Source organism: Faecalibacterium sp. OF03-6AC (genome assembly GCF_003478175.1).
GTDB lineage: Bacteria > Bacillota > Clostridia > Oscillospirales > Ruminococcaceae > Faecalibacterium > Faecalibacterium taiwanense.
The window spans coordinates 17,140-37,860 of sequence record NZ_QUEN01000015.1 but is presented as its reverse complement, the minus strand read 5'-3'; the positions used below and the strand labels follow the sequence as shown (position 1 = coordinate 37,860).

The 20,721-nt window shown below is 53.5% G+C and carries 24 protein-coding genes and 3 pseudogenes; all 27 read left to right on the top strand.

Going from position 1 to position 20,721, the window contains the following annotated elements; translation table 11 throughout:
- Nucleotides 1-246, top strand: a pseudogene (locus DXA66_RS13305) (DUF975 family protein); the annotation flags it as partial.
- Between the two features lie 7 nt (nt 247-253).
- A pseudogene (locus DXA66_RS13300) lies at nt 254-565 on the top strand (SLOG family protein); the annotation flags it as partial.
- Nucleotides 566-672: 107 nt separating this feature from the next.
- Entirely contained in the window at nt 673-843 is a 171-nt protein-coding gene (locus DXA66_RS14450; protein ID WP_008723379.1) for a hypothetical protein, read from the top strand.
- Between the two features lie 15 nt (nt 844-858).
- Entirely contained in the window at nt 859-1,974 is a 1,116-nt protein-coding gene (locus tag DXA66_RS13295; RefSeq protein ID WP_117528113.1) for a hypothetical protein, read from the top strand.
- 61 nt (nt 1,975-2,035) lie between these two features.
- Complete coding sequence (locus DXA66_RS13290) at nt 2,036-2,335, top strand: hypothetical protein (RefSeq protein WP_117528111.1); 300 nt, start codon at nt 2,036-2,038, stop codon at nt 2,333-2,335.
- Nucleotides 2,332-2,844, top strand: coding sequence for a hypothetical protein (locus tag DXA66_RS13285; RefSeq protein WP_242993151.1), 513 nt, complete (start codon nt 2,332-2,334; stop codon nt 2,842-2,844). The genes DXA66_RS13290 and DXA66_RS13285 overlap by 4 nt, the downstream gene beginning before the upstream one ends.
- Nucleotides 2,841-3,074: an Imm17 family immunity protein gene (locus DXA66_RS13280; protein ID WP_117528107.1), complete on the top strand. Its 234-nt coding sequence runs from the start codon at nt 2,841-2,843 to the stop codon at nt 3,072-3,074. Before DXA66_RS13285 ends, DXA66_RS13280 begins: the two co-directional genes overlap by 4 nt.
- A gap of 13 nt (nt 3,075-3,087) precedes the next feature.
- On the top strand, nt 3,088-3,300 hold the full coding sequence (locus tag DXA66_RS13275) for a hypothetical protein (RefSeq protein WP_055270385.1): 213 nt from the start codon (nt 3,088-3,090) through the stop codon (nt 3,298-3,300).
- Nucleotides 3,297-3,536, top strand: a complete 240-nt coding sequence (locus DXA66_RS14620) for a hypothetical protein (protein WP_242993150.1) — start codon at nt 3,297-3,299, stop codon at nt 3,534-3,536. The genes DXA66_RS13275 and DXA66_RS14620 overlap by 4 nt, the downstream gene beginning before the upstream one ends.
- Before the next feature lie 215 nt (nt 3,537-3,751).
- Nucleotides 3,752-4,372, top strand: a complete 621-nt coding sequence (locus DXA66_RS13265; RefSeq protein ID WP_117528105.1) for a hypothetical protein — start codon at nt 3,752-3,754, stop codon at nt 4,370-4,372.
- 14 nt (nt 4,373-4,386) lie between these two features.
- On the top strand, nt 4,387-5,226 hold the full coding sequence (locus DXA66_RS13260; protein WP_117528103.1) for a DUF2262 domain-containing protein: 840 nt from the start codon (nt 4,387-4,389) through the stop codon (nt 5,224-5,226).
- 12 nt (nt 5,227-5,238) lie between these two features.
- A complete protein-coding gene (locus tag DXA66_RS13255; RefSeq protein ID WP_117528101.1) occupies nt 5,239-5,742 on the top strand; it encodes a DUF2004 domain-containing protein in 504 nt (167 codons plus the stop codon).
- A gap of 36 nt (nt 5,743-5,778) precedes the next feature.
- Nucleotides 5,779-6,105 (top strand): DUF5713 family protein, encoded by a 327-nt coding sequence (locus DXA66_RS13250; RefSeq protein WP_117528099.1) that lies wholly within the window; start codon nt 5,779-5,781, stop codon nt 6,103-6,105.
- Nucleotides 6,106-6,110: 5 nt separating this feature from the next.
- Nucleotides 6,111-7,058 (top strand): DUF4241 domain-containing protein, encoded by a 948-nt coding sequence (locus DXA66_RS13245; RefSeq protein ID WP_117528097.1) that lies wholly within the window; start codon nt 6,111-6,113, stop codon nt 7,056-7,058.
- 14 nt (nt 7,059-7,072) lie between these two features.
- Complete coding sequence (locus DXA66_RS13240) at nt 7,073-8,032, top strand: NTF2 fold immunity protein (RefSeq protein ID WP_117528095.1); 960 nt, start codon at nt 7,073-7,075, stop codon at nt 8,030-8,032.
- Between the two features lie 8 nt (nt 8,033-8,040).
- A complete protein-coding gene (locus tag DXA66_RS13235) occupies nt 8,041-8,274 on the top strand; it encodes a hypothetical protein (RefSeq protein WP_117528093.1) in 234 nt (77 codons plus the stop codon).
- A 20-nt stretch (nt 8,275-8,294) separates the two neighbouring features.
- Entirely contained in the window at nt 8,295-8,894 is a 600-nt protein-coding gene (locus tag DXA66_RS13230) for a hypothetical protein (protein ID WP_117528091.1), read from the top strand.
- 2 nt (nt 8,895-8,896) lie between these two features.
- Complete coding sequence (locus DXA66_RS13225; RefSeq protein ID WP_020225637.1) at nt 8,897-9,142, top strand: hypothetical protein; 246 nt, start codon at nt 8,897-8,899, stop codon at nt 9,140-9,142.
- A gap of 10 nt (nt 9,143-9,152) precedes the next feature.
- Nucleotides 9,153-9,587 (top strand): annotated as a pseudogene (locus DXA66_RS14615) (Imm51 family immunity protein); the annotation flags it as partial.
- On the top strand, nt 9,573-9,866 hold the full coding sequence (locus DXA66_RS14610; protein ID WP_333530216.1) for a hypothetical protein: 294 nt from the start codon (nt 9,573-9,575) through the stop codon (nt 9,864-9,866). The pseudogene DXA66_RS14615 and the gene DXA66_RS14610, both read left to right, overlap by 15 nt.
- 16 nt (nt 9,867-9,882) lie before the next feature.
- A complete protein-coding gene (locus tag DXA66_RS13215) occupies nt 9,883-10,569 on the top strand; it encodes a hypothetical protein (protein WP_242993149.1) in 687 nt (228 codons plus the stop codon).
- A gap of 14 nt (nt 10,570-10,583) precedes the next feature.
- Nucleotides 10,584-10,994 carry a hypothetical protein gene (locus DXA66_RS13210; protein WP_117528085.1) on the top strand — a complete coding sequence of 137 codons (411 nt, stop codon included), beginning with the start codon at nt 10,584-10,586 and terminating at the stop codon, nt 10,992-10,994.
- An 11-nt stretch (nt 10,995-11,005) separates the two neighbouring features.
- Nucleotides 11,006-11,983, top strand: coding sequence for a hypothetical protein (locus DXA66_RS13205; RefSeq protein WP_117528083.1), 978 nt, complete (start codon nt 11,006-11,008; stop codon nt 11,981-11,983).
- 42 nt (nt 11,984-12,025) lie between these two features.
- Nucleotides 12,026-18,718 carry a DUF2185 domain-containing protein gene (locus DXA66_RS13200; RefSeq protein ID WP_117528081.1) on the top strand — a complete coding sequence of 2,231 codons (6,693 nt, stop codon included), beginning with the start codon at nt 12,026-12,028 and terminating at the stop codon, nt 18,716-18,718.
- Nucleotides 18,719-18,733: 15 nt separating this feature from the next.
- Nucleotides 18,734-19,597: a CbrC family protein gene (locus DXA66_RS13195; RefSeq protein WP_117528078.1), complete on the top strand. Its 864-nt coding sequence runs from the start codon at nt 18,734-18,736 to the stop codon at nt 19,595-19,597.
- A 9-nt stretch (nt 19,598-19,606) separates the two neighbouring features.
- Complete coding sequence (locus DXA66_RS13190) at nt 19,607-20,158, top strand: DUF4304 domain-containing protein (RefSeq protein WP_006059611.1); 552 nt, start codon at nt 19,607-19,609, stop codon at nt 20,156-20,158.
- Nucleotides 20,159-20,184: 26 nt separating this feature from the next.
- The gene (locus tag DXA66_RS13185; RefSeq protein ID WP_006059612.1) at nt 20,185-20,721 is read left to right on the top strand and encodes a hypothetical protein; all 537 of its coding nucleotides are present in this window, start codon (nt 20,185-20,187) and stop codon (nt 20,719-20,721) included.

The following is a 20,721-nucleotide window of genomic DNA, read 5'->3' as shown; positions in this document are numbered from 1 at the left end:
CTGTTCTGTCTGGATTTCAGCTTCATTGGCTGGGAGCTGCTCTGTTCGGTGCCACTGTATGCCGAGGGTTTTCTGGTTCTCAAATATTTCACCGGTTCAGAGGCTCTGGCGATTTCTCTTGTTCTTCTGCTGACAATTCCATTGAGCATTGGCTTCTTTTTTGTACGCCCCTATGAGGAAGCTGCATGGGCCACTTTCTACCGCGATATTACCGCAGCACCTACCGAACCGGATGAAGCATATTGACTTTTATATTAAAATTATCGTTGTAGTTCCCTTCATCGGCTATGACTCTAAATGGCCGGATCAGAGTAAACATAGATTGAAAAAGCTGATCCAAAACGCAAACGATTCTATTGTTATTTCACATTCTGCGGATGTTTCCAGTTATAAAAAAAGAAATTATTATATGGTCGATCATGCAGAGTACCTTATCGGTGTGTTTGATAATCAGAAAAAGCTGCGTTCAGGCACAGCACAGACAGTCAACTATGCCTTGCATCAGGGAAAAGTAATCACTCTGATCCATCCAGACACTATGGAGATAACAGCCCCTGCGCCTTAACAAATTCACAAAAATTTTTCATTAGCATTTCTAACAAAATATTTTCATTGAAGGGGTGCTGTGATATAATAAGATATAAAACTACGCTCAGAACAAATGGTGCCGCTATGAACAAATATATTGGACAGCAATTTGCTGCTTTAAGATACGAAAAAAATATTTTGGTTGTTGAAGAAACTACATCTGCTGGTGGATGCGGCTCCTTCAACGCGGCTTCTTCATGTCCTGCGTCAGCCTGTCTTTATGACAGTGCGGCGTGGGGCTTTTTTATTGCCTGAAAGGAGTATGAGAACATGAGTCTGAAATATACCTGCCCCAGCTGTGGAACCCCATTGGGTTATGAGGGATTGTGTTGGAAATGTAAGTGCGAGCAAGAACGGCAAGCTGCTCTGGCCTGGATGCCGGAACAAATTGTCGAAAAACAAAGAAACTTGATACAGAACATCCAGAGGCTGGCTGATATGGAGGACCCGGAGTTCACCGACTTCTGGCAGCTGCTTGGCTACCATGATGCCATCACCCCGGAGATTCAGCGAGTGGCACTGGCCGCAGAGGTGTTCTGGCCCTGTGAGATCTATTATCATGCTCCCGCCGATGTGCGGGATGGTCTGATCCATGCGCTGTTGTCCGCGGAATATTCCAGCGCGGCCTCCAACCTGATGAGTTGCCTTGCTATGCAAGGAGATGACAAGGCAATGGAGACTCTGCTGGAGCTGGAGCGAAATCCCCGGCCCTGGCGCAAGGGCCTCTATGTAGACCCATCCAGCTATGCGCAGATCGGAGGCTGGACCTTCGACAAGGAGGGCCAGAAAATCCAGCTCAACTTCGATACCTGCTATCCTATGGTCAAAGGAACCACCAGCGAGAAATCTCCCGTCCGCATTGGCCGGGCACGGGAGGACACATGCCCCCACTGTGGCGGACGCATGGTGGACATGCTGGTGCTGGATGGCCGGGATGAGCGGCTGAAATTTCTGGGGTTGGATGGTATTCTGACTGCCACCTGCTGCCCCAACTGTGTGGGATTCTTGAAAGGTCCAGCCTTTAACAGTTTTACCCTGGATGGCGGCGTGGAAGTCTTTCCCTCCGAGTTCTTTGACGGGGCGGAGAAAACGGATTGCTATGTCAGTCCCGAGGACTACAAGGCCCTCACGGAAAATCCCTTTGTGCTGGGCGAAGCGCCCGTGCCCCTGTTTTACGGTGCGGCCTGCCAGGATGTGAACACGGTGGGTGGCTTTGCCAACTGGGTACAGGACGCGGAATATACGACCTGCCCCCACTGCGGGAAACCTATGAAATATCTGGCCCAGATTCAGTGGGATACGGTGTTTGACTGTGCGGAGGGCACGCTCTATGTGGAATTCTGCCCGGACTGCCATATCGTGTCCATGCAGCACCAGCAGACCTAAAAAAGTCGCACAGTATGAAAAGAGAAATACCAGCAGGTATTTGCGTAAGGAGGCGTCCACTATGTGCGAGCACTGCCGAAACATTCAAACATGGAGAAAATTTGACGCCCCAAAGGACTATCTGGCCTGTATTGCTTACATTCAGCAGTTGGTGTCGGAGGGGGAATTTGAACTGATGCAAGAGGAATCCACCTGCCCACTGGAGAAGGTAAAGACAGAGGATGGCTGGGCAGACGAAATTATGGCTCACATGATTAGGTGCAAGCACTGCGGCCAGATCTTCACCTGTGTGGTCAACACCTGGCGAGGCAGTGGACACTTCAAAAAAGCAAAGCATGACACAGAAAAGGCGGTGAAATGATGAATCAGGCAGAAAAAGCAGAGCTGCTGGAGCAGCTTGAGCAATGGAATAAGAAGGACGAGTATTCCCGGTGTATCCGGGCCATCGAAGCCATCCCGGAACAGGAGCGGGGCTATCTGCTGACCGTCAAGCTGAGTCGGGCTTACAGCAATCTGGCGGTGCTGGGAGATCATGGAGAGCATGGGACCGACGGTGAAGTGGACGGGGATCTCATCCGACACGCCATTGAGCTGCTGGAGTCCGTCCGCGCCCAGGGTGAGAACGATCCCTACTGGAACTCCCGGATGGGCTATTCCTGCCTGATGGCGTACCGCTCCGCAGCCACCGCCTATGAATACGCAAAATGCTGGCTGGCCCTGGCCCCGGATGACCCAGCCGCCCAAAAGCTGGTTCGGGACTGCGAGGAATATCTTGAGGAGGAAAAAGCCTTGGAAATAGATTTGAAAGAACGGGAGGAATTTATTCGGCGGGAAACTCCCGATGATGAAAAGGGGGTTATATGTAAATGAACAGCGAACAGATCACAGCATTTTTACAAGAGCATTGGTACATTGCCTCGGTGCTCATCGGGGCCGTGATTTTGTTTGGAGCAATCCGCAACTGGAACTGGCTCTGCGACCCTACCGGCAAGCCGGATTCTCACCGCTATGGACGCGGCTCCCGGCGGGTGATCTTCTTCCTGCTGGGTGTCCTTCTGATCGTGGTGAGCATCTGGGGATTCGTGCTGAAATTGCAATAAAAGGAGCGATCCCATGACCCAAGAAGAACAGATCCGCCTCTATCGGCTGATGGAAAAGCTCAACTGGTTTTTCCATCAAGAGATGCACTACCTGGATCGGGAAACGGCGGAAAAGACCGCACGAGAGTGTTACCCGGAAATTCGAGATTTTACATACGATATTTTATGGAACGACCTGCCCAAAGAGGTCCAGGAGCAGCTCATGGACGAGGAGGAATCCCTATGAGTACGCTGATTTGCTCTTTTGATGGTCTGCACGACAACAGAGTCCTGCGCTACTACGCTGACTTTGAAGCCCACATCCTGCACATGGATACCCAGACCGAGGCCGGAGAGAAAGTATCCGTTCACTTTACTGGCCTGCTGGCCCACTGGTTTGAAAATGTGGTTCAGGACAACATCCTCTTCGGCATGGATGAGATCAGCGTGGACGCTTTTTTGAACAGAATAAAGACCTGCTGAGCGGGACCATCTCTTACGGTTTTCCCGCCTGTTGCAGCATCGAGGAACTGCGGGAGCGCATGGATCGGGAGCACATCCGGGTATTTGTCATTGATTCTTCCCTTGGGCTGTGCGGATTTGTATTGGCTCAGGAGGTGAAACTGCAATGTCCATAACTGCCTATAAAGTTGAAGCCATCGGTCATGACCGAAAGGGTGAGTTTGAGGAGTAAAGCCATGACATCAATAGACTTTCTGAACAAGGTACATAAAAACCTGGACTCGCAGGAATACAGCCTCTCTTATTCTCCGGCCAAGTCCAAGAATTATATGCTGTACTGCAATGGCAACTTCATCGGCGGCCTGTTCGATGAGGAGCTGTGCTTCGTCTACGCCGACAGCGTGAGTGAGCTGCTGGGGCAGCCGGAACCCGTCTACCGTGGCTACTCCAGTACCGCCCAGCACAGGATGCTGGTAATCCCGGAGGAACACTGGGCGAAGGCGCTGAAACTGCTCTATGCTGAGAAATTTGACTGGAGCCGTTTGGTGTACGACATCACATACACCAGCATTGGCGCGGCTGTGGTGGAGGACTTCTATGACGAGAATGTGGTATTCCTGCGCTTCTGCTTTGAAAAGGAATTGCTGAAAAAGAACCCTCTGGACCGGCAGGGCCGTATCCTGCGGATGGTCTATATCAACCAGGACCTGACAAATATCGGTAAGAATTTGTTTCCTGAGTTGCTGGACAAGTTCCTTGCTTTTTATGATCGGAAAGGAAAAACCAGTCTGGAAACCATGCTGAATCGGTGGTACACCGCGCTGGAGAAGGAGTACCGCAGCCAGACGGCGGGATAAGGAGGGCTGCACTAATGTTTGAAGAATTCTATGAGATGTACGAGTCCGAGGAGCAGGAAGTGATCGCTCTGATCAATCGCTGCATTGGGGGCGGATTTAACTGGAAAGGCAACTTTTGGGAAATGACCGTTGTGACGCTGGGCATAGTGTTCTGTGACACCGGCGAGGTCACCACCAAAGAGGAGCGGCTGGATTGGCCGGTCAGCGATGAGGAGCGTAACAGTGACAAGGGGTGGGGACGCTTTCAAAGCGAGCAGATCTGCCGCCTGAAGATCCGCCGGATGAAAGAAGAATTGGCAAAGGATCTGGTGGTGCGCCCTTGGTGTATCTCCGAGATAGTCAATGCCCATGAGGACTGCCCGGAACTCGGGGCCGTTCTGGAGGAATACCACAAGCCGGTGGTGATCCAGGACCAGGTTCTGGGAGAACTAACACTGGACAAGGACTACGGTTCCTTTGAGGGGGAGATTCCATGGTGCGGAAAGGATGTGAGCCTTTCTCTGGAGGTCAACGCCGAGAGCAAGCCCTCCTGGACCCGCGCCCGCAGCGCCGCCAAGAAGCTGCTGGCCGACTGTGACACCTGGGACAAAGCCATGCGGGAGCTTGCGGCCAAGAACCTGACCGAGCTGGCCAACAACTGGCTCTCCCAAGATGAAGAAAATCCCCGTAACCCGGAAACCGACCCCATCACAGAGGAAGAATTGGCCCGGCGGATCAGCCTGACGAGCCTGTCCGTCACCTCCGGCGGCAGCTTCACTGCCTGGTTTGACTGTGATGAGATGTTCACCGACCATGCTGTGACGGTCTACGGCTCCTTGAAAAAGGGCCTCAAAACTGTCAACATTGAGGGATAAGGAGGCGCAGAGATGAAACTGAACTGTAAACGCATTGATTTTACATATACCCCCGGCGAGGAGATCTTCGCCTTTCCCGATGAATCGGGACTACCCTTTATCTTCGATGTAGAGGAAGAACTGACCGGCGATCCTGCTGCCATGGATGCGGTGGGAAAAATGCTGGATGAGGCGGAAAAATTGGCGGAGAAGGCCAAAGCCGCCATCAAAGCAGCGCTGGCGGACGAGGACAGCCGCTACCATAGCGTTGTGACATTTTTCATGGAGTTCCATCGGGACGATGTAGGCCCGGATATTGTGGCGGAACTTTTTCCGGGAACCGACCCAGCCAAACTGTCCTTTGCTGAGATGGTTGACTTTTTGAAGCTCAAGCGGTTCGGCAGTCTGGTGGATAGCGAGATGAACCAGCAAGTTTTCATTCTGGATCTGTCCTTTAACCCGGAGATTACCGACGAACTGATGGTAATCTACTTTGATTTGAACAAGGAGATTTTCTGTATCACACATGAGAGCTGAGCGTGACTGACATACACGAGGAAAGGAGCAATCCCTATGAAAGCATTTGACCCCAATTACAAGCTGCTGGACGAGATGTATCAAGACGATTACTATCCTGCTTTTTTGGTGGACAAGGTAAAGGACGAACTCCAGAAAGTCATCGACCTGCTGGAGAGCGGCGAAACCAATACCGATGCGGTGCAGGAGACGCTGGACGAGGCGGTCTGCGGCATCAATGATCTCCAGGAGGAGTTTGACGAGAACGACAGCGAGATCGAAACGGTGGCACGGGAATGCATTGCGGCAACCGTGGCCTACATTCTGGAGTGGTTCAATATCCCCATTGACACCGAGGAAGCTATCCGGGAACGGGACTGGTGAGCCCTATGGCAGAAAAAGAACTGGCCGTTTGTGATGAGTGCGGAAGCCTGTTTTTCAAAGGCTCCTCACAGATGATGGGGCTGTGCCCGGAATGTGCTCATGTTCTCTATGGCTACCCGAATTGTGACCATCATTTTCAGGATGGCCGGTGTGTGAACTGCTACTGGGATGGCTCAAAGAGCGAGTACATCAAGAAAGAGAATCAACAGGAGGAAACTGATATGCCTACAACTGAATGGCTGAACAAATACGAAGCAATTAAGGATAAATTGACCTGTAAAGATGACTTGGAGGCCCATTTCACTGAGAAAGTGATTGGGAATATGGGCGTGGATGTGCTGGACATCGGGGCCGTCCTCTTTCCTACCGGAACAATTTTCGCCTGCGATCCGCTGGTGGAGCTGGAGGACACACCGCCCTTTATACAGACAATCCCCGCCGGGACTTATCCCGTAAAGATCTGTGTGGTGCCCAGTGAGAAATATGGTGATCGCTATGCCTGTGTCAAGGTGGAAGTTAGCCAGGAAAAGCCTGTCCGCTATGAGCTGGGCATGACCGGCAAAGAGGATCTGGACGAGGAATTGGGCGAGGACGAGTATTTTGGCTTTGGCGTAGACGCTGGAATGGGCTGTGTTGCGGACATCCAGACCCAGGCGGCCTTCAAGACCTACTGGGCCAAGCGTTTGGAAGAAGACCCGGACATCGACCCCTACAACGACCTGTTCTGCGATCTCCTGGAGGAAAACGCCAAAGCCCACCCAAAATATCAGGGGGACTACGGCGACTGGCTCAACTGGACGGTGCCTGACACGGACTGTAATCTGCCCATCTTTGCCTCTGGCTGGGGGGACGGCTACTATCCGGTCTACTTCGGCTATGAAGCGAAAGGTGAAATCTGCGCCGTGTATGTGCGCTTCATCGACATTGAAGCCAGCTATAAGGAGCAGGCGTAAGGAGGGAAACAGCGATGGCATGGCCAAAACGGGCGCGGACAGTGAACTGGGAGAGCGGTGTTCTGATCTTAGACGGAGAAAAGCGATTTGAAGTCCCGGAGCTGACCCCAGAAATCATGGAGCAGCTGGCCGGTTACACCCTGGTGGGCTTTCATGTGAAAGGCTATCCGGTGACGGATGAACTGCTTGCCACCTTTGCCGGACATAAAAGCATGGTCAACTTCGGCGTGGAGGACGGCGCGCTCACTGATGCCTGTTTCCCCGTTTTTTCCGCTATGCCCAAGCTACGCTATCTGATGCTGGACGGCAACGCCGCCATCCACGGCAGCGGCCTGTCCGCCTTGCAAGGCTGCAAGCTGGACCTTCTGACGCTCAACCGCACCGGGCTGGACGATGCCGGTCTGCTCCAGGCGGTCTCCATCTCCAAGCTCTCCCACATCCAGATCGACCATACCGCCGTTACCTATGAGGGCCTGCTGGCCATCGCTGGCAACAACCGCATCGAGCCGGTGGCCCATGTGCAATTCACCAAGGAGCAGATGGAACACTTCTCCCAGCTCCAGCGGGAAAAGGCCAAAAAGCCCGTCCCGCTGGACGAACAAGCGGCGGCGGAATGCCGCGGGGTGTTGTCCGCTTTCTTTGCTGAGATGACAGAATGGGAGCAGCACATGGAGCAGGCCGGGTTTGAAGATGCCGAGGCTGTGCCCCGCCTGCTGGCGATCTGGGAGAAGTATGTGAGCGAAAAGCCCCGTCTGGGCTATCGGCCTCTGGGCCTCTCATACAGTGCCCAGGGCACCTACAACGGAGAAGAATTCCTTGACGCGGAGCAGATCACCAAGAACAAGCTCTACATCTACACCAGGGAGAAAAACACCGGCTTTGACCGCCGTTTCCTCATGAAGCGTGTGGGCGAGGGCTGGAGGATCGACGGGGTGCAGGAGCGGCTGGACGGCTGGCAGCGCACGGGATTGTGAGGCATCACATGGCTTGGAAATATGAAACTTTTGGCCCAGACGGTCAATGCAAATTGTTCGGTGTGAACATCTTTGACTACAACTGGCAAACCACCGGCAAGCGAGTAAAAGTCAAAGACCCGATCTATCACCAAGACCATACCTTCGAGGTCTGGCAGGTGGAGATTGACGGGCAGATCCACCGCTTTGCCGCTGGAGAGTTCTCCAACTGCGTATGGGGATTCTATCTGGAAAAGAACTGATGAGAGGAGTGTGTGGGCGCATGAGCCGAATTGTTGATGAACCCTACTTTACATACAGTGCATACAACGCCCTGACCTCTGGCATTCAGGTGAAATGCCCCAAGTGCCATGGCGCAGGTGTGGTGACAGCGGATGATGACAACGCCTATTTCCGGTGCCTGAGCTGCGGCCACCGGATGACGCAGGATCGGACGATCTACCGTTATGATGTCCATAACCAGTGCAAAAACTGCGGCAGGTACTACCGAGTGGATATTGAAGATACGGCAAAGCAGCATTTTCCCGTCCTCCATGTGACCTGCCCCTATTGCGGAACAACCATGTCGGGAGAAGTTCATAAAACAGCGGAGGCGTTTTCATATATTGGCGAAATCAGAGATGGACGAGAACCTTATTTCGGGTTGGAACTATGGTTTTTGACTTCATTTCAGGGAAAACCTGTATGGGCACTCAACCGAGAACATCTTGCCTATCTGATCGGCTATCTCAGCGCCGGACTGCGGGAAAAGCCGCCGGGAAGAGCGAAAATGACCCAGGCCGACCATCTCCCCACCTTTATGAAAACCGCAAAGAACCGGGAGCGGATCGTGAAGCTGCTGAGGCAAATGCAGGAGAAATGAGGATGGAACAGAAAGTAATTTACAACGGCCAAATTCTTACTCTGACTCGGTTTTGGGCAACAGGAGAACCTTGCCTGTGGATCACCGACCCACAGCAGATCGAGATGCCCAAAATGGAGTTTGTGGGAGGCCACCCGGACGAATACTGCATTTTCCTGAAAAATCTGACGGAAACAGAACTGGCACAGATCACATCTCTGGACGGCGCTCCACTGGATGTGAAAGAAGAACTAAGCGACATCGAATGAGGAGAACACTATGAAAGACCTTTGCCAATACGGAAACCGACCGGAGGACGAATGGGAAATCTTGCCCTGGATACCCGATCCGCGTCCGCCTTTCAAAATCTGGGTGAAGCCGGAGCAGATTGCGCCATTCTTTCTCATTCCCCACCACCCCTATGCGCTCTCCCTTCTGCTGAAAATCAACGATGGATTCCGGACGGAAGAATTCCGTCGGCTGGGACTGACTGGAAGCAGCGGAGACTGGGAGCGGCTGGTCCGGGGCGTGATACGGGAGTTCGAGGAAAACAACAGCGGTGTGGGTCTGTTTAACTTCGACTCTGACGAGGATGTGTTCTGCGTGTATTCCCAATACATCGACGATTTGATGATGTTGGCCAAAATGATCCGAGTAGCCTGCGCCGATGAAAAAGCGATGCGGACTTATCTTGGCAAGATCGAGTACATCAAGCTCTTTTGGGAGGGCGCACCGGAGGGTGAACCATCGGTCATCCTCTATGAAGTGGATACCGAAAATGAGCGGCTGGCTCTCCGCTCCATCGACATCTTTGCAGATTGCCGCACCCGTAACATCCCTGACCTTTACGACGGCGCCATCGAGATCACGCCGATCCCCACCGTGGAGGAATTGAACGCCCATGTCTGGGGCGAGGAATTCCACGCCTGCATCATAGAGCAGGCGGAATTTGAGGCCATCTGGGAAAGCCGATTTTATAGCGGAGCGTTTTGAAAAGCGAGGAATGACAATGGTTGAAATCAATCGTGTCTGGCTCAATGTGGATACAGACACCAACAAAATCACACTATTCAGCCGTCCCCGTGTATCCATCCGTGTAGATGAGTACATTTGGAGTTTGATTGAAGAAAATATCGTGAAGCCCCATAAGCTCATGCGAAGCGAAAAGCATAGGTATCTGCTGAAAACTTCGTTTGACCGATTTGATCCGGTGCGGCACCAATATTATCCACTTTCCCCGTACAACGGGCCGCTTCGGGAAGGCGTCAAGCCGGACAGCGCAAACGGATGGTATCCCCGTGAGGACTTTGCAGACTCTGAGGAACGCACCACCTGGTTCTCTCCCGATAAAATCTGGACAAACTGCGGCAACAAGGTTCTGGATGTCAATATTGATGCCGCCAATGTGAGCGAGAGCATCACCCCCAGAGAATACGCAGACTTGCTGTTCGATGGGATTGGTGCTGCACTGGTGTTTAACTTCAAAAGGCTCAAGCGCGAGGAGTTTGATGAGCTGAAACCCAGGATCGACTGGAGCATGGTAGAGAGCTTTCCCTTTCCAGCAGCCTTTGAGGAGCAGCAGTACATTGGGGACGAGGGCAAAATTCATGTGTATTCCTGGGATGGCCGGCAGGAAACGGACCTTGTAGGCCCCTATTCCGTGCGGGAGTTGTATCTGGAGCATTTCGGAAAATAGTTGGGAGGAATCTGATGAAACAGACAGATATTTATACTGAGGCTCTGATCTGTCTGCGCTCAATCCTTCAGGCAGACCATCCGGAATTCAAGAACTGGATTGACTGGTTGGAGCGGGACATTCAGGACTGGAACCAGCGGCGGGAGGTTACCCATCATCTTCGGGCATACGGTGGTATGGGCTCATTCAATGATCTGCCCAGTATGCGCGGAAATCACGACTACATTTTTGACTTTCTAAAGTCTGTGTGCTATGCCTTCGGCCATCTTTATGGCAAGCGGGAGGGCATTTTGCCAGAGGCATTGATGGAGGAGTGCCTCCACGATGTAGAGCAGGCAGCCTATCACCCCCATAAGGTACTGAACCAAGCCATTGCCCAGCACTTGATGCAGGGCGATTTACAGGAAAACCTGGATAGGCTGTAGGAGGACTTGTTATGAACGAAAGACTATTCCGCACCCAATTCAATCAAATGGACACCACCGAGAAGCAGGCGCTGATGGAGAGCCTGGCTGCTCGTTATGATATGACCTTTCTCGGTCTACATACCTTTGACCGCTGGGGCCAGAACTGCACCACCGGTATCTTCGAGAAAGATGGTCGGGAGTTTGTCTTTGTCCCCGGCGATACCGTCACCCTGGGCTGGGAGCAGTTTGCCGTGGGACTGAATCAGGAGAGCCGGGAGGAACTGGACTATCTGTACCAGGAATGGGAGATGGAACCGCAGAACCCGGAGGAGATGATCCGGGAAAGTATGGCTCCCGTTCGGCAGGCGGCCATTGGCCCCATGCTGGTGGGCCGGGAACTGGAGGAAATTAACTGGGAGCCAGTCAAAATGGACGATCCCAGGCTGACTGCCCACCCTGACTGGCTGAAGGAGTTCCGGGATTTTGCCTGGAGTAACAGCAGCAGTCTTACCTTGCATCAGTCGGCCCGCATTGAGCGGACAGAAAAGGGCTTTCAGACCTGGATCTATAACCGCACAGACTACGATGCGCTTCTTGCCATGCTGGAAAACAGGGGCTTCTCCCTGCCCACGGCGGACGAGTGGGCCTACCTGTGTGGCGGCGGGTGTCGGACCCTGTTTCCATGGGGAGATGGGTTAGACTACTCCATGCGTCTGCACTGGTTTGAGGACATGGATGAGGATGAGAACCGGCCCTATGACATGGAGGAACCCAACTTCTTCGGCCTGTCCATCGCCTACGATCCCTATATGCGGGAGGTGGTGCAGGCTGATAGGCTTACCACCTGCGGCGGTGACGGCGGATGCAATATCTGCGGTGGGCTGGGCCCATTTCTCGGTTTCCTACCCTGTTCGCCCCACTGTAAGCCAGAAGTGCAGGAGGACAATGAACTAAACGGAGATTATGACTTTTATCGGCCTATCATTCGGTTGGAGAACTATGATTGACAATAGAAGCTTGATACGAAATAAAGAAAGAGAGGTGCCGACATGGGAGCATGGGGCATAAAAGCATTAGAGCGTGACGAAGGACTGGATGTACTGGACATCCTCAAAAATGAATATGTACCGGAGCATCCGGTAATGGATCTGGGCGAGATGATCGAACTGATGAAAGAGGAAGTCATGCTGGGAGCTGACTTCTCACAAATCGACTTCCTCTTTGACAATACTGCGATGGCTCTGGCGGAGCTGTATTTCCAATGGAAGGATAATGGCAAGCTGGACTACGATCATGAAGAAGCTATATGGGATAAAGTCACCGGTTTCACAGCATCCAAAGAAGCCCTTGCTTTCCTGCTGCGGCAGCTCACCGACATCAAAAACGAGGTGCCGGACGAGGACGGCATCCGTGAGATTGTGGATCTTTGGAAGAACGAGGACAGCGGTGAGATCGCTCCTGCGTGGTTGGAACACTTGAATCAGCTCATTGATCGACTGGATTCAGAACAGGAGGCACGACAAATGTATATCAAAAAATACTGGGGCAACTTTATTGGCGGTTCCGATGACAGTCTGAACCTTGTGGCATTTTTGGAAGACCAGAAGAAAGAGGAGATCCCCCTCAGCGAGATATTTGCCAAGATTGGGCTGGACAAACAAAACTGGGACTTCCGCCAGACCGTGGAGTATCTGGAGTTTACACACTCCGATGGCGTGGAGATGGACTTCCACTTCGCCATTGATGTGGTCACTGATCTGGCCGCCATCCTGCTGGAGTGCAGCGTCAGCGGCAGTGTAAACCTTCAGGATCTGGACGAGTACAACACCCCTGCCCGCCGCATCCGCATCACCGTCACGCCAGAGGAGCATGATGCCATGAACAAGGCACTGGCGGATTTTGCCCAGAATCCGCTGGAATATGACCTCAGTGAGATGATGGACAACGAGGAGATCCAGGAGATGGCTCGGGATGTGGAGGCGCTGCGGAAGGAACTGTACGAGGCCGCTGGCCGCAACCGGGACTACCATGTGAAAGCGGAGGATGTGAAATCTCTGCTCCCTGACTGGAAGGGTGCCGATGGCTGCATCGCCACCAACCGCATCACAGTAGAGGGCCGCAAGGTGGGCTACTGCTACAGGGAGGAGCCGGACGGCGGCTGGGACAGCGGCTGGCGCTTTACCGCCGGTGATGAGAGCGACGAGTACATGGACGACCCTAACAACGCCGGGATCTACAAGCTGAACACGATCTGCAATGACGATCCCGACATCATCCCTTTGCTGAACACCCCCGCTCCCTGCGCCTTTGAGCGGGATGAAAATGGCGTGTTCCAGCAGATCAAAGACTGGAAACCAGATGAGGACGAGGAGGACCCTGATATGGATATTTTGAAGCAGTGCCAGAAGTGGCATGAGGAGGACAAACACCAGAAAATCGTTGACGCACTGGAGGCAATCTCTGCCGAGGAGCGTACCCCGGAAATGGATATGGAGCTGGCCCGCGCCTACAACAATCTGGCGGACTCCAGCGAGCCGGAGGGAAGGAAGCTGCTTCACCAGGCACTGGAACTGATGCAGTCCCATGAGGAGGAACTGGGAGATACTTATTCCTGGAATTTCCGTATGGGGTATGCCTATTATTATCTGGATCAGGAGGGCCGCGCTCTGCGGCATTTTGAAAAAGCTCTGGAACTGCATCCCGGTGATGATCCTAAGCTCAACACCCGACAGGACATGGAGGAACTAATTGACTCGTGCAAAAAGGGTATTTCTCTGCCGCAGTTCTGGGAGTGCTTCCGGGAACGGACAGAGAACTGGTGGGAAACCTTTGCCGAGATGGAAGCAGAGCTGCGCCAGATGATGGACGAGGACAAAGATCACACCCGCGGTGCGGAGATCGTGGCCCAAATGGAGGAAACCCTGAATTTGGTTTTTGACGAGATTTCCTTCGAGATGGGCTTCAACGGCGAAAAGCATGAGCTGATCCTCACCCCGGAGGGGGATAAGGTCAAACTGTTTGAGCTGGTCTACTTCCAGAAGCACGCCCCCAAGGAGGTGCTGGAGCACTGGAATATCCTTGTGGGCCGTCAGCCTCTCCAGAACATCGGCCTGCGTACTGAGGATGGCTGGGACATCTCCGGGGAGGATGTGCAGATCTGGCTGGAGGAGCAGGGTGAAAACAGCTTCGCCATCTCCGCCTACTGCGAAAAGCTGCTGCCTATGCTCCGGGAGGAAGAAGGCCGGGCCTGGTGGATGCTCACTACCCTCACCGACCAAGTGCTGGGCGAGATCTCCCACATGAGATACATAGACAGCTTTGATGTGCTGGAGGAACCCAAGGCAGAGCCGTCCTTCCTCCTGTCCCAGCTGCCCGACAAACTGCGGGAGCAGGGCCTGGAGCTCTCCACCGACCCGGAAGCCTATCTGGAGAGCTACCTTGGTTACAAAATGGAACCCAAACAGGACCCGGACGCCGATTGGCGGCTGGATGTAATGGCCGGTTCCACCTGCTGTGTGCCGCTCATCAACGGCTATCTGAATGCCGACAATGATTTTATGGACGATCTCCATGCCGACGGCGCGGTGGCGGGCTTCTTCTGCTATCCCCTGGATACCCTGCGGGAGGAGGAAGGCAGTCAGAAAATTTTCGACTTCCGGGACAAACTGGAGGAAGTGCTCACCGGCGGGGATGGTTCGGAAGTGCTCACTCTCACCGGCGGGGCTACCGGCCTCTACTGTGGCTATGTGGACTTCATCGCCTGGGACATCCAAGAGGCGCTGAACATGGCGAAAGAGTTCTTTGAAGGCACGGACATCCCATGGGCCATCTTCCACACCTTCCGCCGTGAAGCCGGTTCTGTATCCCTAAAGCAACAAGATGATGGGACAGAAACTGAGAATCAGGATGACGAGTTGGACGAAACGCTGACGGGCATGGACTATATTCCTTACACCCAACAGAACGCCGAAGCATTCTTCGCTCAGCTGGAGCAGTGGAACGACGAAGACGAGTACACCCGCTGTATCCAGGCACTGAATGCCATCCCGGAGAACTGGAGGAACTACCGCACCGCCTACGCCCTGGCCCGTGCACTGGAGAACTACGCCATCATCGGGGACCATGACGAAGGTACTTTGAAATCCAAGGGAGACAAAGCCCTTCTGAGGGCCATTGAGGTGCTGGAGTCCGTCCGGGAGGAAGGCCAGGACAAGGCGGAGTGGAATATGCGGATGGCCTATGGCTATCAGTATCTCTACGGCCAGGAGGAAAAGGCCATTCCCTACGCTCAGCGGTGGGCAGAGTTGGACCCGGAGGATGAAAATGCCCCGGCAGTAATTCGGGAGTGTAAGGCGGAGATTCGGAAACGCCAGCGCAGCCGGAAGAAGAAGGCCAAATTCGTGCTCGGTGATACTCCATTTGAGGGCTTCGACCTCACCAACTTCTGGGATGATAATTGGTATGCACTGAAAGAATATGTCAGTGATCCGCCTTCCGATGAGCTGATTGCCAGCGTGGAGGAGGAACTGGGCTATAAGCTGCCCGCCGCCTATATCTGGCTGATGAAGCAGCACAACGGCGGCATTCCGGTGAATACCTGCTATCCCTGCGATGAGCCGACCTGTTGGGCAGAAGACCATGTGGCCATCACCGGCATTTTCGGCATCGGGCGGGAAAAGAGCTGCTCCCTCTGCGGAGAGCTGGGAAGCCAGTTTATGATCGATGAGTGGGAGTATCCTGCCATCGGAGTGGCCATCTGCGACTGTCCCAGCGCCGGACACGATATGATCTTCCTGGACTACCGGGTTTGTGGCCCCCAGGGAGAGCCTGCGGTAGTCCATGTGGATCAGGAAAACGACTACAAGATTACCCATCTGGCAGACAGCTTTGAGGAATTTGTCCGCGGACTGGAGCATGAATCCCTCTATGATCCGGATGAAGATGTAGAGGATCTTGAGGATGACGCCGACGAGGAGAAAACTGACCGTAAGGGCTCCTTTGCCGGGTCTGTGCTCCTCTCCAAAGCGGAATGGGACAAGGAGCAGTTGATCCGGAATCTACGGGAAGAATGGGGCATCGTAGATGAGGAGCCGGATGAGGGCGACGAAGATGATGAGAACAGCGATGACGCTGTGGTAATGCGGGTCGGCGGCATGATGCTGATCGTGACACTCTTCCACGGTCACATCCCTGACAATGAAGCAGAGATCAACGCCGAAAACAACTATATGTGGCCAGAGGCCGTAGAAGTGGCCAAAACGCACAAGGCCCATATCATGGTGGCTGTGTTGGGCGAGGAGGAAAAACTGCTGGAACGGGGTAAGCTGTTCACTAAGGCGATGGCAGTGTGCTGCAAGCAGAAATATGCCACCGGTGTCTACACCAGCGGCGTGGTATTTGAGCCTCGTTTCTATGAGGGCCTTGCCGATATGCTCAAAGAGGACGAACTGCCCATCTTCAACTGGGTTTGGTTCGGCCTGTACCGGAGCGAGGGGGGCCTAAACGGCTACACCTACGGCATGGATGTGTTTGGCAAGGAGGAAATGGAGGTGTTGAACACCGACGCTGAGCCGGAGGAACTGCGGGACTTTTTGGCCAGCCTTGCCTCCTATGTGCTGGCGTGTGATGTGACGCTGCAAGACGGCGAGACCATCGGTTTTTCTGCGGACGATAAGCACACCATCACCCGCAGCCCCAGCATCTCTCTGCCAGAAGAACAGATGACCCTGAAGATCGGTTACGAGCCTATAAAGGGAGATCCGGAGGATGACAGCTGCGACCACTCAGACAATGATGACACGCAGGATGAGGAAGAATTCAGTAATCCCGAAGTCTACACAGAGGAGGAGATGGAAGCCGTCGAGGAGCACATTGAGCAGTATTTCGGCAAGTTCGAGAATGTGTTCCATGAGCTGGTTTCTCCCGACATCCATGTGGACATCTGCGTGGTGCCGCCCTCTGAGGAGCGGGACTACTGCACCCTGGTCACCATGGGCATGGGCGCTCACCGGATGAATGTGCCGGAGGAACTGGCGGAATATAAGCTGGAGCGGGCGGAGCTGGCCATTGCCCTGCCTGCGGACTGGAAGCTGGATCAGGAGTCCATGAAAGACGAAAAGTGGTACTGGCCCATCCGCCTGCTGAAATCCTTGGCCCGCCTTCCCATTGCCAGCGATACCTGGCTGGGCTTTGGACATACCATGGATAACAAGGAGAACTTTGCGGAAAATACGAAGCTGTGTGCCGCCATTCTCACCGGCCCCCAAAGTACAGAGGAGGGCGGCGAGGTCTGCACCCTGCCGGGCGGCGAGGAGGTCAACTTCTATCAGGTCATTCCGCTTTATGAGGACGAGTTGGACTATAAACTGGAACATGATGTAGACGCTCTGCTGAACAAGATGAGGGGGATCAGTTTTGTTGTAAACCCCACTCGTCAGAATGCGATCACCCGTGGCACCCTTTCCAATGATAATTTTGACGGTGAGATGGACGACGCTTCCTATCACCTTGAGAGCATTGAGGAGAAGGAACTGCCTATTGACCCCATCAATGCTTATAACCACATGGCCATCTACTTGCGCTGGTGCATGGAGCACGACCTGATGGGCGAGGACTTCCTGAAAGAATACAGCGAAGTGGCCAAACAGGTCAAAGCCGACCCTGCCAGCGTGGATCTGCGGGAGTTTATCCGGGATGAGCTGGACGGCTGTCTGTTCTTTGTGCTGTTCAATCAGCAAGGCCGTGCCTTTGCAGGCTATTACTACGGAGAGGGCGACAGTCCCTACTATCCTGCCGACATTGATGACTATGCCCTGAAATATTTTGGTCCGTCCCGATACCACTCCAATGAATTTCAACAGGAGGCATACTTATTCATCCCATTTGATGAGAAATACTATCAGACCATGGCTCAAGTGATTAAGGAACGCTTTGAAAACTGGCAGGGACAGGACTTCGACGAGGACACGCTGGAGCCTTCCGAAGTGGCTCATGCCATCATGGAGTATCTGGACTGCGAGTGTACCTATTTCCCATCCATGGCAGATGATGACCCCATCATGTCGGCATACAGCTACGCCCAGCGGCTGGGGGTACGGGAGGGCTTTGTTCCCGTACTTATCCAGGCGGATGATGAAACGCTGTTGGAATGTCTGGTAATGAACGCCGACCCGGAGCATGATGCGGACTGCTATGAATTTGACCTCAAAACGGTAGAGGAGTACCGGAAGAAGATGCTCTCCGCTCCTGTTAAGGACGGAAAGGCGATTTTGGAGGAATTGACCGGCCAGCGCAAGGAAGAAGCCGAGGACGATGATCTGGACTGGGAGGAGGAAGTCCTGGGCGAGATGGAGGGCGGAGAACCCAACGACCGCTTCGCAAACTATTGGAACGATGATACCGGAATGACATATCCGCTCATTCTGGCTAAAATTCCGGTAAAGAACCCCTGGGAGATCTTCGCCTACCTGCCCTTTGGAAATTGGAATGAGTGTCCCGACACACCGGACCTGATGGCAGTGGCGAAATATTGGTTCGAGCAACATGGTGCCATCCCTGCCGCCATGAGCCACGATGAATTGGAGTTTGAACTTCCAACTCCGATCTCCAAGGAAAGAGCTATGGAGGTGGCTGTGGAGCAATATGGTTTCTGCCCAGATCTGGATCAGAATGAGGATGGAAGCATTGGCTCCTTGGCAGATGTCCTGTGGCAGTCCACCGTCTGGTATTTCTGGTGGGATTGATGGGAGATTGTGACCATGAACGAATACCTGAAGCAATATATTGAACTCCAAAAGCAGTTTCGGGAGACAGAAGGAGATCCGGACAGTGTCCGTGCTCTCTATACCTTCAAGGAGAAACTGGAGCTGTCGGAAGACAAGCAGGCCAAGGAAGTGCTGGTGGATGTGTATGATCTGCTGGACTTCAAGAAGGATGCCTACGAACTGCTCTGCCAAATCGGAAATCGTTCCGACAAGAAGACCCTCAAGCGGCTGGGCATCTTGAAGGACTATGCGAAAAACTGGGGCAATCATTATGCCCTCCCCAGGCCCAAAACGCCGGAGGAGAAGCAGAAAGAGAAGGAGCGGCAGGCCCAGCTGGGCCTGCCCGCCTTCCGGTATCACCCCAATCCTCTGGAAACTGGGGCTTTTGAGGAATCCGCAGACGGCGTTGTCTGCGACTGCTGCGGCAAGACGACCCATATTTTCTATACAGCCCCCTTTTACGCCGTGGAGGATATTGCATATCTGTGCCCAGAGTGCATCGCCAACGGCGAAGCAGCCCGGAAATATGACGGTAGTTTTCAAGATGATTTCTCTGTGGATGATGGTGTAGACGATCCGGAGAAGCTGGACGAGCTGATCCACCGCACCCCCGGCTACTCCGGCTGGCAGCAGGAATACTGGCGCGCCCACTGCGGCGACTACTGCGCCTACCTGGGCCATGTGGGTGCCAGAGAACTGCGGGCCCTGGGTGTGCTGGAGGAGGTACTGGACGATCCGATGTGGGACGATGAGCAAAAAGAAATGATCCGGGAATCTGTCAATGGCGGGCATCTGCAATGCTATCTGTTCCAGTGCCTCCACTGCGGAAAACACCTGGTCTGGATGGATTTTGATTGAGGTGGCAACATGGAGAAGAAGGATTTTCCCAAGGGAACCAAGCCCCGTGAGATCTTCGTCTATACCTGTGAGCGGATCGCGGAGCCTTTGAACCCGCTGGGCTACAAATACCGCAAGAGCAAAAATGACATCTACAAAAAAGACGGCATCTTTGTGTTCTCCTTTTACTTTTCCCCCTCCATCCGCTTTGGCTCCACCACTTTTACTGCCTTCTTCGATGTGAGTTCCCCGGTGATTGCCCAGTGGCGCAGTGAGCAGGAAGGGACGGAGGAAACCTATGATGGTATCGTGGGTACCTCCATCGCCCGGCTGACCCACCGGTATGATGACTTCCCCCGCTATGAGGTATCTACTCTGCTGGAGCGGGAACGCTCTATCCAGGAAATTTCCGGGCAGATCCAGGACTATGCACTACCATTCTTTGCCCGGTTTTCCAATCTGCCCAAGCTGCTGGACGATGTGGAACAGGAGGGGTTCTTCCCCCATCGGAAGGGGTTCGATGTCCCTAAGCGGAATCGGGAGTTCATCGAATGCTTCCGGGAGTATCTCCAAAAGCAGTAGGAATCAGCAGAAAGGAAACAACACCTATGTCAAACAGTAGAGTATCCACTTGGAGTGGAATCCGGAACAAATTGGAGAATGACTACCTGTGCCCGGCACTCCGGGGCCACATCCAGTATTTTGCCACCAGTTACAGCAAAAGCGCCGACCATGAGGGCCGGGCCGCCATTCGTGTGGACGGCGTGGAAGTGCTGCGGAGCAACTACTACACCTATTTTGAAAATGTGTGGACGAAATTTCATCACTTGCGCTCCACCACGCTGAAAGATCACGACTCCGCAAAAGAGGCCATCAATCAGGCTCATGCCTATGCGCTGGAGCAGGGCACCTTTGACCAAAAGGTGTTCTATGAGGCGTTTGGGATCTTTGACAACCAGAGCATCGAGAAAAGCCTTGTCAGCGAGAATCCCCTTGTCCGTATCTTTGCCCTTCTGGATCGCAGGCTTGGCAAGCGCCGCCTGCTGGCTTTGGAGGACTCCATGGAGCAGGAACTGGACTGGGTGCGGGCTTTCTATGTGATCCGGTTGCAGGCCGAAGGGCTGATGGAAGCGAATAACATTTAG

Bases quoted from the DNA above. Each gene is read 5' to 3' on its own strand.
- DXA66_RS13205 (WP_117528083.1), top strand. From the start codon at position 11,006: ATGAACGAAAGACTATTCCGCACCCAATTCAATCAAATGGACACCACC.
- DXA66_RS14620 (WP_242993150.1), top strand. From the start codon at position 3,297: ATGAGTACGCTGATTTGCTCTTTTGATGGTCTGCACGACAACAGAGTC.
- DXA66_RS13265 (WP_117528105.1), top strand. From the start codon at position 3,752: ATGACATCAATAGACTTTCTGAACAAGGTACATAAAAACCTGGACTCG.
- DXA66_RS13230 (WP_117528091.1), top strand. From the start codon at position 8,295: ATGAGCCGAATTGTTGATGAACCCTACTTTACATACAGTGCATACAAC.
- DXA66_RS13190 (WP_006059611.1), top strand. From the start codon at position 19,607: ATGGAGAAGAAGGATTTTCCCAAGGGAACCAAGCCCCGTGAGATCTTC.
- DXA66_RS14450 (WP_008723379.1), top strand. From the start codon at position 673: ATGAACAAATATATTGGACAGCAATTTGCTGCTTTAAGATACGAAAAA.
- DXA66_RS13250 (WP_117528099.1), top strand. From the start codon at position 5,779: ATGAAAGCATTTGACCCCAATTACAAGCTGCTGGACGAGATGTATCAA.
- DXA66_RS13200 (WP_117528081.1), top strand. From the start codon at position 12,026: ATGGGAGCATGGGGCATAAAAGCATTAGAGCGTGACGAAGGACTGGAT.
- DXA66_RS13245 (WP_117528097.1), top strand. From the start codon at position 6,111: ATGGCAGAAAAAGAACTGGCCGTTTGTGATGAGTGCGGAAGCCTGTTT.
- DXA66_RS13235 (WP_117528093.1), top strand. From the start codon at position 8,041: ATGGCTTGGAAATATGAAACTTTTGGCCCAGACGGTCAATGCAAATTG.
- DXA66_RS13285 (WP_242993151.1), top strand. From the start codon at position 2,332: ATGATGAATCAGGCAGAAAAAGCAGAGCTGCTGGAGCAGCTTGAGCAA.
- DXA66_RS13225 (WP_020225637.1), top strand. From the start codon at position 8,897: ATGGAACAGAAAGTAATTTACAACGGCCAAATTCTTACTCTGACTCGG.
- DXA66_RS13280 (WP_117528107.1), top strand. From the start codon at position 2,841: ATGAACAGCGAACAGATCACAGCATTTTTACAAGAGCATTGGTACATT.
- DXA66_RS13275 (WP_055270385.1), top strand. From the start codon at position 3,088: ATGACCCAAGAAGAACAGATCCGCCTCTATCGGCTGATGGAAAAGCTC.
- DXA66_RS13290 (WP_117528111.1), top strand. From the start codon at position 2,036: ATGTGCGAGCACTGCCGAAACATTCAAACATGGAGAAAATTTGACGCC.
- DXA66_RS13210 (WP_117528085.1), top strand. From the start codon at position 10,584: ATGAAACAGACAGATATTTATACTGAGGCTCTGATCTGTCTGCGCTCA.
- DXA66_RS13185 (WP_006059612.1), top strand. From the start codon at position 20,185: ATGTCAAACAGTAGAGTATCCACTTGGAGTGGAATCCGGAACAAATTG.
- DXA66_RS13215 (WP_242993149.1), top strand. From the start codon at position 9,883: ATGGTTGAAATCAATCGTGTCTGGCTCAATGTGGATACAGACACCAAC.
- DXA66_RS13240 (WP_117528095.1), top strand. From the start codon at position 7,073: ATGGCATGGCCAAAACGGGCGCGGACAGTGAACTGGGAGAGCGGTGTT.
- DXA66_RS13295 (WP_117528113.1), top strand. From the start codon at position 859: ATGAGTCTGAAATATACCTGCCCCAGCTGTGGAACCCCATTGGGTTAT.
- DXA66_RS13260 (WP_117528103.1), top strand. From the start codon at position 4,387: ATGTTTGAAGAATTCTATGAGATGTACGAGTCCGAGGAGCAGGAAGTG.
- DXA66_RS13255 (WP_117528101.1), top strand. From the start codon at position 5,239: ATGAAACTGAACTGTAAACGCATTGATTTTACATATACCCCCGGCGAG.
- DXA66_RS13195 (WP_117528078.1), top strand. From the start codon at position 18,734: ATGAACGAATACCTGAAGCAATATATTGAACTCCAAAAGCAGTTTCGG.